This window comes from Neobacillus sp. DFD-2R, from assembly GCF_057747865.1.
The window spans coordinates 2273991-2286735 of record NZ_CM173228.1 but is presented as its reverse complement, the minus strand read 5'-3'; the positions used below and the strand labels follow the sequence as shown (position 1 = coordinate 2286735).

The following is a 12745-nucleotide window of genomic DNA, read 5'->3' as shown; positions in this document are numbered from 1 at the left end:
TTTGAAACATTAGCTTTTAGATTAAGTAAAAGCAATTCAAAAAATGCTAACAAAAATACTATTGGCCCTCTTTATCATCATTTGTCAATAAAAATTATTTTTTAAAAAAATGACTCTATTAAACTTGCCTGTTGATTTCCGCTCCAATCAACATAGTGAGCTAAATCAATAATGAGCTTTAACAAAGCCAATAAAATAAAAATAAAAGTGCTGGAATTATCCTAATCTCGGATAGTTCTTAGCACTTTTGTTAATTGAAATTTGGGCGTATCATAATCTGGAGGAAATGCCCTTTTTGTTTTTTGTTAATAAATGTCAACGTTTATGTTTTCATTGTTCGTTACTGAATCTGTTAAAGAGTCAGAAGGGAAGGTTTTAAAACTGGTAATTTGATCATATTCTCCCGGTTGTAAAACGCTTTTGTCACCTTTCATTAAATACGTATAAGCGCCAATCGAAATAAATAACCCAAATGTCCAAGCATTGTCCCACAAAAAGCGAAGACCTGGAATGAATAAACCGAGTACAGGAATAACTACACCGATTATAAGAGAATACACTCCATTTTTATTAAAACCACTTAAATAACTGTAACGGCCGTTTACATCATATAGCTCATTTAGAGCCATCTGCCTACGGCGAACAAGCCAATAATCCGCAATCGCAATCCCATCGATTGGACCAAGTAATGCTCCATATGTTCCTAACCATCCAAAAATATAATTCCCGAAATTATCCATAATATACCATGGCTGCATTAAGATTGCGAATAATCCCGTAATAAGGGCACCAAGTCCAAATGTAATGCGTCTTGGATTTAAATTTTCAATCGCACGGGCAGGAGCAACGATGTTAGCACCAACGTTAATGGTTAAGGATGCAATTACAATGACAACTGTTCCTAAAAAAATAACAAATGGCGGGAATTTAGCAAGCAATTGCACCGGATCCCAAAGGGCCTGACCGAAAATGACCACTGTTGCAGAGGTGACGGCAATTCCAATAAAAGAAAAAACGCTCATCGTAATCGGAAGGGAGAAGCTTTGAGCAAGCATTTGAGATTTTTGGCTCCTGGCATAACGGCAAAAGTCCGGAATATTCAAAGCAAGTGTTGCCCAGAAAGCAATGACACCAGTTAGTGCCGGAAAAAATACTTTAAAAAATTCACCGGCAGTATTAAATTTAGATGGCGTCGCTAAAATAGGTCCCCACCCACCGGAGTGAGTAAATGCCCAAATAAGTAGAATAATAGAAGAAATACCAACTACTGGAGTAGCAATTAGACCTAATACTTTAATTGCTTGAGGCCCTTTGTAGGCAACGACTACATTTAAGGCCCAAAACACTGCAAATACGATTGCCGTATGACCCGTTAAATTTGCCCAAGAAGAGTAAGAAGCTGATAATAATGTGTCGACAGCCGTAGTTCCGATCCACGTGTTAATCCCGAACCAGCCGGCGGCTACAATTGCTCGAGCTAAGGCTGGAATGTGCGCCCCTTTAGAGCCAAACCAAAGACGGGCAAAAACAGGGTATGGAATGCCAAATTTTGTACCGGCGTGTGAATTTAATAAAATGGGGATAAGTACTATAACATTTCCGAGAAAAATGGTTCCAATTGCTTGCCACCAGTTCATTCCTAAAGAAATCATCCCGCTGGCCATAGTATAGGCAGGTATGCATAAACACATGCCGATCCACAATGTAGCAAAGTTTAGACCCTTCCATGAATGCTCCTTTAACGTTGTTGGCCGTAAATCATCATTCCATAAATCACTGTTACTTAACCCTTTGGCAACTTCAGGTGTCAGGGTTACAATTCCATTTTGCTCAATTTGCGTTTTCAACAAAAATTCCCCCTTGTTTCGTTTTTAATGGAGCCTTGCAAGCGCAACCTTGCAGTAGTTTACGAACTTGAATATTTCTGAAACCTTCCCCTTCTTCCATATCCATTTTCGTCAACCAATTTCTTTTTTCGAATTATTCAGTTATGGAACAGTAAGTAATCATACCGATTCGTGGGAATATTGCGAAAATTTCAGCTGCTTTTGTAGATATTTTCCATAGCATCACACTCCAATTTTTATTTCCATTGTTTCTTCAAGCGGTGCAAGAAAACAGTTCTTGTACAAAAATAATCTGGAACGTAAGAAACAAAACAACCTACCTTCCTATCTTATATTATATAACGCACAAAAATTCTGTCATTGGACAAAAAGTAAAATCAATCATACCGACTGTTATATGTTTTGTAAGATGGAACAGCAAAGTTTAATAAAGAAGGAGCACTTTCTTTTTAACAGTATAATAACTGTTAAATTATGTGTCCTAAATGGTGAACGGTTTTCTACCATATTATCGGTCCAATATTAGGAATGTCCTATTCACAAAAAACCTCCCATTGACATCATATGGGAGGTTCCGGAAAGTATTTACTTACGCTTATTTTGCTTAGACATTCTTCCAATTAAAAATGCACCTGCTGCCAATCCAATCATCGTGTTTGTTTTTTTGTTAAATACTTGTTTGGCAACAAGATTTAAGTTTTGCGGTCTTTCTGCAAGACGTCTCATAAAATAACCATACCAGTCATTGCCAAATGGCACATAGGTACAGAAGTTATAGCCTTCACTCGCAAGTTTTAATTGAAGATCCTTTCGGAATCCGTAGAGCATTTGAAACTCAAATTTATCATTTGAAATGTCATTCTTTTTAACAAAATCTTTTACATGGTTAATGATTCTGTGATCATGTGTTGCGATGGATGTGAATTTCCCGTTTAATAAATGCCATTCGATTAGTTTAATAAAGTTTTTATCAATATCTTTCTTCTCTTGGTAGGCATATTGTTCCGGTTCTTTATATGCACCCTTAACAATACGCAGACGATAATTTTTATATTTTTCGAGGTTTTCCTGTGCCTCAAAGAAATACGCCTGAATAACGGTTCCGACATTATTATATTCCATTGATAACTCGTCTAAAAGATCAAAAGAAGGCTTTAGGTGACCGTAATCTTCCATGTCAATATTAACAAAAATATCATAATTGCTTGCTCTATCAACGATTTCTTTTAAGTTGTTCAAACAAAAGTAGTAATCAATATCCAAACCCAATTGGGTTGGTTTCAAAGAAATATGAGCATCTACCTTATTCTCATGAATAGCTTCTATTACTTTGAGAATTTGTTCTTTCGCTGCTGTCGCCTCTTCTTCTCTAAAAACGAACTCTCCTAAGTTATCGACCGTACAAGAGATCCCATGGGCGTTTAGCTCTTTAATGCTCTTAATTGCTTCTTCTATATTTGTTCCTGCAACAACACTTTGCGCTCCCATTTTTAACCCGTACTTTTTCGCTGCACTATTAAGAAATTGGTTTTGGGATAAACCCATAAAAAAGTCTTTCAACATAGCGGATGCTCCTTATTGTTGTTTTTTCATCACCATTTATCATTATAGCATACGCTTTCATTAAATATTATTTTGTGAAAATTTCTAATTTGCCGCCTGTAAGGACCTGAATTTTTCAAAAAAAAGATCAGTTCCTTTTCAAAAATAAAGGTACCTGATCTTTATTTGTTTTGCTTGTTAAATGTTATTTTTCAACAGATATTTTTGCTTTTGCCTCGATGCGGCGGCGATGAAGGATTGGCTCCGTATAACCGTTTGGCTGCACGTAGCCTTCGAAGACTAAGTCACATGCGGCTAGAAACGCAACAGACTGATCGTAATCAATTGCCATTGGACGATAGTATGGATCCCCTTCATTTTGCCGGTCTACAACTTTCGCCATTCTCTTTAATGTTTCAAGTACTTGTTCTTTCGTACAAATTCCATGGTGCAGCCAGTTGGCAATATGCTGACTTGAAATCCTCAGTGTCGCACGGTCTTCCATTAGCCCAACATTATTAATGTCAGGTACCTTTGAGCAACCAATTCCTTGATCTATCCAGCGGACCACATATCCTAGGATACCTTGTGCATTGTTATCAAGTTCTTGCTGAATTTCTTCCGGACTCCATTTAGGATTTTCTGCTACCGGAATGTTTAAAATGTCATCTCTTAAATCTTGAATATCTATTGCGAGCTTATCTTGCACTTTTTTGACATTCATTTGATGATAGTGAAGAACATGTAAAGCTGCAGCCGTCGGTGAAGGTACCCAAGCGGTAGTTCCACCCGCTTGAACGTGGCCAATTTTTTGCTTAAGCATTTCGGCCATCAAATCCGGCATTGCCCACATCCCTTTACCAATCTGCGCACGGGCTTGAAAACCGGTTGCAAGGCCGACAAATACATTTGATTTTTCATAACTTTGCAGCCAGGTTGAAAATTTCATGTTATTTTTCCGAATCATCGGCCCTATTTCCATAGATGTATGGATTTCATCACCTGTCCGATCCAAGAAACCTGTATTGATAAACACGATTCTTTCCTTTACTTCTCGGATACAAGCTTTCAAGTTTAAAGACGTACGGCGTTCCTCGTCCATGACACCGATTTTAAGTGTATACCTTTTTAGTCCAAGCATGTCTTCAACGCGGTTAAATGTTTCGTTGGCAAACGCCACTTCTTTGGATCCATGCATTTTTGGCTTTACGATATAGATTGAGCCTTTAGTGGAATTTTGGTATTTTCCGGTACCTAAAAGAGAATGCTTTCCAATTAAACTTATGAGAACCGTATCCATAATCCCCTCAGGTACTTCGTTGCCATCCTTATCAAGTATGGCATTACTCATCATTAAATGTCCGACGACACGGGCAAACATAAGTGAACGCCCTTTTAGGGTAATTTCCTCACCTGTTGGAGAAGTGTAGAAACGATCAGGATTAAGTGTCCGTATTAGAGTCTTATTGTTCTTTGTAAAGGCAGAAGTCAAATCACCCTTCATCAAACCGAGCAAATTGCTATACACAAGAACCTTATCATCAGCATCAACTGCAGAGACGGAATCCTCACAATCCATAATGGTCGTTAATGCTGCTTCGATGACGATATCTTTAATACCAGCCTGATCCGTTCTGCCAATTGGATGGTTGCGATCTACCTGGATTTCAAAATAGAGATCGTTATTTTTCAGCAGGATAACTGATGGGTCTTCAGGATTTCCCTGATACCCTGTCAGTTTAGAATCATCCAGGAGACCTGCTGTTGTTCCATTACTAAGTGAAACCGTCAATGTCCCTTCAACAATCGTATATTTGACCGCATCCTTATGGGAAAATTGTTTTAACGGTGCTGCTTGATCCAGAAATTCCTTTGCAAAGGCTATGACTTTTTCCCCTCGAATCGGATTATAGCTTCCCGCACGCTGCGCTCCGTCCTCTTCACTGATAACATCTGTCCCATATAATGCATCATAAAGGCTTCCCCAGCGGGCGTTGGCGGCATTTAGAGCATACCTGGCATTATCTACCGGTACGACTAATTGCGGCCCGGCCTTAAGTGCTACTTCGTCATCCACGTTTTCAGTGGAAATTTGAAAATCCTCAGCTTCCGGTTCTAAATAGCCAATCTCCTGTAAAAATGATTTATAGCTTTCAAAATGAAAATTTTTATTTTCGCGATGCCAAACGTTGATTTTATTTTGGATATCATCTCTACGTGCTAATAACTGTTTGTTTTTCGGTGTTAAATCACTGATGAGTGTTTCGAAATCAGACCAGAATTTCTCACGGTCCAATCCGGTTCCGGGCAGGGCATCGTCATTAATAAATTGATAGAGTACATCCGCTACTTTTAGATTACCAACATCCACATAATTTTTCATCGTAACCTTTCCCCCTTATGTAACATAACTTTCCTCAACCTCAGAAAACTTAGAAGCTTCGACACCTTCTTACTTCCCTTCGCAAAAAGAGACAATCATTAAAAAGAAGGATGAAAAATAATCCGCTCACTTCCTTTCAATTAATCAGTCTATTCTATACCGTCATAAAGTATTTCTAAGAAATGACAGCGCTATCTCTATTATACAATACAAGAAAAGTGGTCTGTAAAAATTTTCTTAAAGAATTTTTGTAATTTCCTTAGTTGGTGTAATCCACAAGTGATTATATTAACAAAAATTTGTATTATACAAACAAAATTTTGTATGATACTAACGTATTCAAGAAATCTGTACCAAGAAAGTCATAAACATATGAGGCAAATAAGGAGGAATTAAGATGAGTTCGTTGCAAATTAATTTTCAAAAAACAGCTTTAATTATCATAGATTTACAAAAAGGGATAGTAGGTATACCGGGCGGTCAAGCCGTTGTTGAAAAAGCCGCCGAGCTGGTCAAGCTCTTTCGTCAAAGAGACGGTTTTATTTCGTTTGTAAAAGTTGCTTTTCATGATGGAAAAGACTCTTTAAAGCCAGAAACAGACCAACCTGTTTCCGCAGTTCAGCGTCCGACAGATTGGGCAGTGCTAGTTCCGGAGCTTAAAGTAGACGACAATGATTATGTTGTCACAAAACGTCAGTGGGGGGCTTTTTTCGGGACAGATTTAGATCTTCAACTTCGTCGTAGAGGCATCGATACCATTGTACTGTGTGGGATTGCCACTAATATCGGTGTAGAGAGTACGGCAAGAGAGGCATTTCAATATGGATATCACCAAATTTTCATTACAGATGCCATGACCACTTTCAGCCGGGAAGAACATGACGCGTCCTGTAAATATATATTCCCAAAAATCGGTAAAGTAAGATCGCTTCAACAATTTATAGTAGACGTGAATGAAGCAGATTAAAACTCATCACTACTGACTAAAACAAAAAAACTTGGAACTCCAAGCTTTTTTAGTTATGTTCATATTGATCACATTTCAATCTCCCATTCATCCCTAAGGATTAAATACAGGATAAGAAGTGTGTTTTCTAAATCTTGATCGTTTTTACCTTCAACTTCTATTCCGATTTTCGGAAGCATAATTTCCGCTATTTGTTTCGTTAGTTGATTTCTATCAGTTTTTGATAATTGGATAAATCGGATGGCATACGTAGAAAAAAGCTTCCATTCTTTCAAGCCGAATGTGTTTAACGTCCATTCGTCAAGTATTAGGTCATTTTTAGAGAGCCCTCTGTTTTTCATTTCCTTTTCAAGAGCTGAAGGTTTGTTTTTCCTTTTTGCTTTTCGTTCATGTACTACAATCGTACCGGCGACAATATCTCCAACCCTCTTATGTTTTGAATGGAAAAACATCATCAAAAAACCGAGAAAATAGCTAACCGGCAAGGAATCTATTATCCGAAGAAGATTACGGATAAAGCTTGAAAGCAATGTGAGGCTGTGGCCATTTTCCTGAATCACTCGGATCCCTAACGCTTTCTTCCCTATCGTTCTACCTCCTGAAAAAAATTCAAAGGCAAAAAAGTATCCGCCATTAATGATAAAAATAGCAATAATCGTTATGGCCAAAGGAAGTGAATTAATATTCACTTCTGCTGTAACCGGAAGTGAGGACATGCCTTTCGTAACGAAAAAAAAGATAAGCAAGAGCAAAATATTAACCGCGGTTAGGATTAGTTGATCAATAATAAATGCTGCCGCCCGGCTTCCTAAACCGGCAAGCTGGAACTGAAGTGATACAAATTCAGGTGTTTTTATATCTAAATGCTCTTGATTCACAAGGATTCCCCTAACTTGATTGACTTTTTTCTAAAGTTGTTCCTATTTTTCAACATAATTACTATAATTAGGAATAACACTAACCCTACTTAAGCAAGAAGGTGTCTAAATGGATGTAAAGCAATTTATAAAAAAACATCGTGAAGAATGGAAACAGCTTGAACAAATGGTGACGCTATTAAGTAAGAGGAGAAATGGCGTAACGGGTGATTATATCACTCAATTTTACCGGCACTATCAAAAAGCAGCCCAGAATCTTTCATACTGTCAAACTTACTTCCCCAATGATGAAGTAATGGAATACTTAAACGGACTGGTTTCAAAATCACATAATTTATTGTACAAAGATCAAGTATCCAGCATAAAACAAATTCGCTATTTCTTTAGCACAAAATTTATAGGTTTATTAGTGGAGCAATGGAAGTTTGTGTTGGCCGCAATGGTGTTTTTTATCATCGGTGCATTAGGGAGTTTTGTTTCAGTACTTAATGATCCCCTTCATATTTATTCGATTCTTCCGACGGATATAGCGCAAGGGATTTCACCTGAACACCTTGGCAGCGGTGCCGGAAAGGTAGATTCCGCCTTGATGTCAGCGAGCATTATGACGAACAATATCCGAGTAGCGGTACTTGCCTTTGCCGGAGGAGTTACTTTCGGGATATTGACCATCTATTTGCTGGTCACGAATGGCATCCTCTTAGGCGCCCTTGCTGCCCTTTTTTGGCATTATGGAAAATCCTATAATTTTTGGGCTTATATTGTTCCCCATGGGATAATCGAGCTTACAGCTATTTTTATTGCCGGCGGCGCCGGACTTTTAATGGGCTATAAGCTCTTTGTACCGGGACAGTATTCAAGGGGCTTCCAATTAAAAAGCCAAGCGAAACGATCCGTTCAACTTCTTTTTGGGACTGTCCCTTTGTTTGTCATTGCAGGGGTGATTGAAGGTTTTATTACACCTGCTGCCCTTTCTTTAGAAGCTAAATATATCGTCGCTTTCTTAACGGTAATTGGTGTAATCCTGTATGTTATCATCGGAAAGCTAAAGCTTGTCAAACAAAAGGCTACAGCAGATTTTGATTCATAATGTCAATATAATAGGAAACGGCTGCTGCAGCCAATTTTTCCTCACGGGCCTCAATCATTTGGAGTCCTTGTTTTTCCCATTTGATTTTTTCACGTTTCTTTATTAGTAATTGCTGCTGTGCAATACTTTTTAACATCGCTGCAGGAACATCTATAGGTTCATCTTTTACTCTCTTTAAAAGCGTCTTGTCTTCGATGCCAATCATTAAAAATAAATGCCGTTGTCTGAGCCGCTTTAAATAACTTAAAGCGCTCTCCTCGTAAAGGAAGGTTCGAACATCACTAAATAATAAAAGAAGACTTCGTTTCTTTTGGACCATTTCTAAATATTGTAATACAGCCGGATAATTCGACTCTGCGGCATCCACTTGTAGATGATTAATGGCTTGCAAAATGGTCTGCAGGTGAGACATTCCTTTAGCCGGCGGAACAAAAACTTTTATTTCCTTTGAAAAGGCAAGGACAGAAACATAATCACCTTTTTGAAGTGCAGCAGCAGTAACAGTTAAAGCTGCCTCTAATGTCTTTTCTAACCGATTTCCTTTTGTTAATTCAGCTCCCATCATTCTTCCACAGTCAATTATGATTGTAATATACTTCCCATGCTCCGGTTCATATTCATTGGTCATCACTTCTTGCAGTTTAGCCGTTTGGCGCCAATTGATTTTGCGCGGGTCATCCCCGACCACATAACTTCTGATTTTTGAAAAATCTCCAACACCACTGCGCTGTTTTCGAATCTTTACTCCTTCAAATAATAAAAATTGCTGGGCACTTTCTAAATATTGTTTCGTCTCTGTTAAATCGGGAATGACTTTAACGGAATCCGCTAATTCTACCGTTGTTTGCTTTTCCCATAAACCAATAAAACTCCTATAACGAAAAAAAAGCTTTTTAATTTCATATTTCCCTCTCACCGAGGCTATCGTATCATAGGTCACGAATGTTTGAGACTCCGGCGGTGCAACTCCAACAAGAGGAAACGGCCTTTCGAAAGTCTGGGGAATTCCATCAATCAAACGGTAAGAAAAAGAATTTTGCGAGCTATTTCTCACTTCAATCCCAACCGAGTAAGTAATCCCTCTTTCCATTTCTTCCAAAAGAGTACGTTTAAAAAAAAGTTGATTTTTGTTGGGTGAAAAGAGTAAATCTGCCAGACTTACGAAAAAAACACTTATATTTACTGTTATGACAAATCCCCATGAGATTTCCCAAGCAGTTCCTATACATATTAAGAAGGAAAGGATGAGAAAACTCAGCAACAAACGCTTTGTTGGCAGAATCCCTCTACCTCGGAACAGGAACCGCCCCCACAAGCTCTTCAATGATTTGGTCAACAGTAACACCCTCCAATTCTACATGCGGGGATAACTGAATACGATGTCGTAAAGCCGGTTTAGCTACCATTTTTATATCATCGGGTGAAACATAATTCCTTCCTGCAAGATAGGCCCATGCTTGACCTGCTTTTCCGATCGTTATTCCCGCCCTTGTACTGGCACCGAAGCTAATGGATTCTGCTTCCCTCGTTTTCCTGATAATTTGCATGATATAATCCAATACATTTTCCCCAACTGTGACCTTCTCAATTTCTTTACGAATCGTGATAAATGTGTCCATATCTAGAATAGAGGCAACAAGAGTTTCATCCAATCGGTTTTCGATTACCTGCTTTAAAACATTTTTCTCTTCCTCAAAGGCTGGGAAATCAATGTAAAGCTTAAATAGGAAACGATCCTGTTGTGCTTCAGGAAGCGGATACGTTCCTTCAAATTCAATCGGATTTTGAGTTGCAACAACAAAAAATACCTCCGGCAGGAGATAGGTTTCACCCTGGATGGTAACCTGCTTTTCTTCCATTGCCTCCAAAAGCGCTGCTTGCGTCTTTGCGGGTGTGCGGTTAATTTCATCTGCTAATAGGATATTAGTAAAAATAGGCCCCTTAAGTGTTTGAAACGAACCTTCTTTCATATTGTAAATCATACTTCCTGTGATATCACTTGGAAGTAAGTCCGGTGTAAACTGAATCCGGTTAAACTTGCCGCCCAAAAGACCGGCAAGGGTTCGAACCATTTGCGTTTTGCCGGTACCGGGTACCCCTTCAAGTAGGACATGACCGCCTGATAAAACGGCTGATAATAGGAGCCTAAGATTTAAACTCTGACCTAAAATACGTTCCTCATATTTCTCCAAAAAGGATGATAATTCTATCTTCATCCTTGCTCCACCTCTTTTCTTAATTGTTCCAGCTTCCTTGACCAAAACAAATATTCCTGCTTGCTTATTTTTTCTTTTTCCATAATATTTGCCAAACCGATTAGAAATGCACGGATTTCACTCATTGGCATTTGAAGCCACTTTCGTTCAAACATTCCTGTAAGATCCTGCCATTCCCTGCTGTAGGGTATACCCCATCGCTCCTGCAGTAGAAGCTTCACATAGTCAGCTTGAATCAATAGTGAATCATGGTATCGACTGCCTCTTAGATACCATGCGGTTAATGCTTGAATTCCTTCATCACTAAAACGAACCGATTCCTCCCTTGGGACAAAAACAGGTCCGAAACGCTTTCCTTTGTACCAAAGCCAGAGAAGGGTCACCAGGATTCCTTGCAGGATCATCAGTAAAAACCACTTTGGGTAAATTGTAAAAATGGTTGAAGCATTCTTACCGCTATGAATGTATTCATCAAACAATACCGTTCGTGAATGACTTTCTTTAAAAAGCTTAAGAATGAGCGGTAAATGATCATCTGTTAAAAGGTTGCCATTTGTCATCCATTCTGGAGTAATCGAAACAATCAATTGACCTTTACCAATAGATTGTTTTAACGCAACGGGACCCGCATCATCATAGAGTAGGATTTCATTTTTATTCTGAGTCAGCAGACGAATGGAGGAATTTATTTCAGCCTTGTATTGCCAACGATGTTGATCGTATATTTTCAATGGTTTATTTGAGGAAGGCTCCTCATTTACAGGCTCTGTCTTTAAATCAAACAGGCCTTTCGGATTGTTTTTAAAAAAAAGAATGGTATTTCCGGCATCCATGAAATTTTTATAGGCTTCCATTTCTTTTTTATCAGGAATAGCAGCAGGTTCAACCATAACAAGTAATTGTTTATCTTTCCTTATTGGAAGCAGCTTGGGGGGATACTCCCAACGTTTACCTTTCATTTCTTTCGTTAAATATGTATAAATTGCCTTCACACCGCTAGGAGACGGAGAATCAGAAACATAGTTTGGATAATCCTTTGGCTTTTGTGAAAAAATGTAATAATTGATTAGCACAAAAAAAAGAAGGAGAACAGTAAGCCAAATCCACGTTTGTCTATTCGATTGAGATTTCTTCAAGTATTCTCCTCCCCCCTTTCACTAAGCCACTCACGTGTTGATTCATTTTCTTCAAGCCATTTTATTGCACCCCTTTGAAACTGAATATATTCCTTTTTTTGAACTTTCCGTTCTCCATACGTCACCTCATCAAAAAAGGAAGCAAGAAGATAAAATTGATCGGCACACTGTTGATTTACTTTCCGAAGCTCGTCATAGTACTCCCAATTTGTTTTCCAAATTCTTGCCACAAGCCATTCCTTTTCATGAAAGTTAAGGAGTAACGCTAAAAACAAATGACGGGTGGAAAGCGTATAGTCTTCTAAGTCTTCCAGTTTCCTTGCTTCGATTAAATGCTGTTGAAATGACCAATTGATTTCTTTCATTGAATGAAGCGGCTTTTGGTCACGTAGTATTCGATTACGTCTTACATTTCGAAAAATAAAAAATGCGGTAATAGCTAATACGATGATTACCGCGATGATAATCACAATAAGAACAGGCACAGAAGCAGAGCTTGCCGATTCGGGGGTTGGAAACAATTTTGCCAGCTTCTTGGCTATCCATTGGATTGCTTTTTCCCACCAAGTTTCAAGCCAGCTCTTTGAATCATGGTAATAGACTCTGTATTCTTTATTATTCAAAATATCCTTAAGTTCAAGCCGGGCATGGTTAGAATCAAGCATCGTCATCACCTACTAAAATAG

Annotated in this window: 10 protein-coding genes; 2 read left to right on the top strand and 8 right to left on the bottom strand. The window is 38.5% G+C overall.

Annotation, left to right across the window (positions count from 1 at the left end):
- Positions 1-305: 305 nt before the first annotated feature.
- The 3 genes from AC3ANV_RS11470 to AC3ANV_RS11460 all read right to left on the bottom strand — a co-directional run bounded on the left by AC3ANV_RS11470 (position 306) and on the right by AC3ANV_RS11460 (position 5772).
- The gene (locus AC3ANV_RS11470; protein WP_488313712.1) at positions 306-1847 is read right to left on the bottom strand and encodes an NCS1 family nucleobase:cation symporter-1; all 1542 of its coding nucleotides are present in this window, start codon (positions 1845-1847) and stop codon (positions 306-308) included.
- A 585-nt stretch (positions 1848-2432) separates the two neighbouring features.
- The gene (locus tag AC3ANV_RS11465) at positions 2433-3410 is read right to left on the bottom strand and encodes a proline dehydrogenase family protein (RefSeq protein WP_488313711.1); all 978 of its coding nucleotides are present in this window, start codon (positions 3408-3410) and stop codon (positions 2433-2435) included.
- A 184-nt stretch (positions 3411-3594) separates the two neighbouring features.
- A complete protein-coding gene (locus AC3ANV_RS11460) occupies positions 3595-5772 on the bottom strand; it encodes a malate synthase G (protein ID WP_488313710.1) in 2178 nt (725 codons plus the stop codon).
- 397 nt (positions 5773-6169) lie between these two features.
- Between AC3ANV_RS11460 and AC3ANV_RS11455 the strand changes: the two genes are divergently transcribed.
- On the top strand, positions 6170-6739 hold the full coding sequence (locus AC3ANV_RS11455) for an isochorismatase family protein (protein WP_488313709.1): 570 nt from the start codon (positions 6170-6172) through the stop codon (positions 6737-6739).
- A 68-nt stretch (positions 6740-6807) separates the two neighbouring features.
- On the opposite strand, the gene AC3ANV_RS11450 is transcribed toward AC3ANV_RS11455, so the two are convergent.
- Positions 6808-7617: an RDD family protein gene (locus AC3ANV_RS11450; protein WP_488313708.1), complete on the bottom strand. Its 810-nt coding sequence runs from the start codon at positions 7615-7617 to the stop codon at positions 6808-6810.
- Positions 7618-7726: 109 nt separating this feature from the next.
- On the opposite strand from AC3ANV_RS11450, the gene AC3ANV_RS11445 reads away from it, so the two are divergent.
- Positions 7727-8707, top strand: coding sequence for a stage II sporulation protein M (locus AC3ANV_RS11445; protein ID WP_488313707.1), 981 nt, complete (start codon positions 7727-7729; stop codon positions 8705-8707).
- Here the strand turns inward: AC3ANV_RS11445 and AC3ANV_RS11440 are convergent.
- From AC3ANV_RS11440 to AC3ANV_RS11425, 4 genes are read right to left on the bottom strand one after another with little or no spacing between them, the layout of a single operon-like run.
- The gene (locus AC3ANV_RS11440; protein ID WP_488313706.1) at positions 8685-10043 is read right to left on the bottom strand and encodes a DUF58 domain-containing protein; all 1359 of its coding nucleotides are present in this window, start codon (positions 10041-10043) and stop codon (positions 8685-8687) included. The two genes, AC3ANV_RS11445 and AC3ANV_RS11440, sit on opposite strands and share 23 nt — an antisense overlap.
- Entirely contained in the window at positions 9994-10923 is a 930-nt protein-coding gene (locus tag AC3ANV_RS11435; protein WP_488313705.1) for an AAA family ATPase, read from the bottom strand. The genes AC3ANV_RS11440 and AC3ANV_RS11435 overlap by 50 nt, the downstream gene beginning before the upstream one ends.
- Entirely contained in the window at positions 10920-12059 is a 1140-nt protein-coding gene (locus AC3ANV_RS11430; RefSeq protein WP_488313704.1) for a DUF4350 domain-containing protein, read from the bottom strand. The genes AC3ANV_RS11435 and AC3ANV_RS11430 overlap by 4 nt, the downstream gene beginning before the upstream one ends.
- Positions 12056-12724, bottom strand: a complete 669-nt coding sequence (locus AC3ANV_RS11425; protein ID WP_488313703.1) for a DUF4129 domain-containing protein — start codon at positions 12722-12724, stop codon at positions 12056-12058. Before AC3ANV_RS11425 ends, AC3ANV_RS11430 begins: the two co-directional genes overlap by 4 nt.
- Between the last annotated feature and the right edge of the window lie 21 nt (positions 12725-12745).

Coding starts and splice junctions, on each gene's coding strand:
- AC3ANV_RS11465 (WP_488313711.1), bottom strand. CDS start 3,410: ATGTTGAAAGACTTTTTTATGGGTTTATCCCAAAACCAATTTCTTAAT.
- AC3ANV_RS11460 (WP_488313710.1), bottom strand. CDS start 5,772: ATGAAAAATTATGTGGATGTTGGTAATCTAAAAGTAGCGGATGTACTC.
- AC3ANV_RS11455 (WP_488313709.1), top strand. CDS start 6,170: ATGAGTTCGTTGCAAATTAATTTTCAAAAAACAGCTTTAATTATCATA.
- AC3ANV_RS11445 (WP_488313707.1), top strand. CDS start 7,727: ATGGATGTAAAGCAATTTATAAAAAAACATCGTGAAGAATGGAAACAG.
- AC3ANV_RS11435 (WP_488313705.1), bottom strand. CDS start 10,923: ATGAAGATAGAATTATCATCCTTTTTGGAGAAATATGAGGAACGTATT.
- AC3ANV_RS11425 (WP_488313703.1), bottom strand. CDS start 12,724: ATGCTTGATTCTAACCATGCCCGGCTTGAACTTAAGGATATTTTGAAT.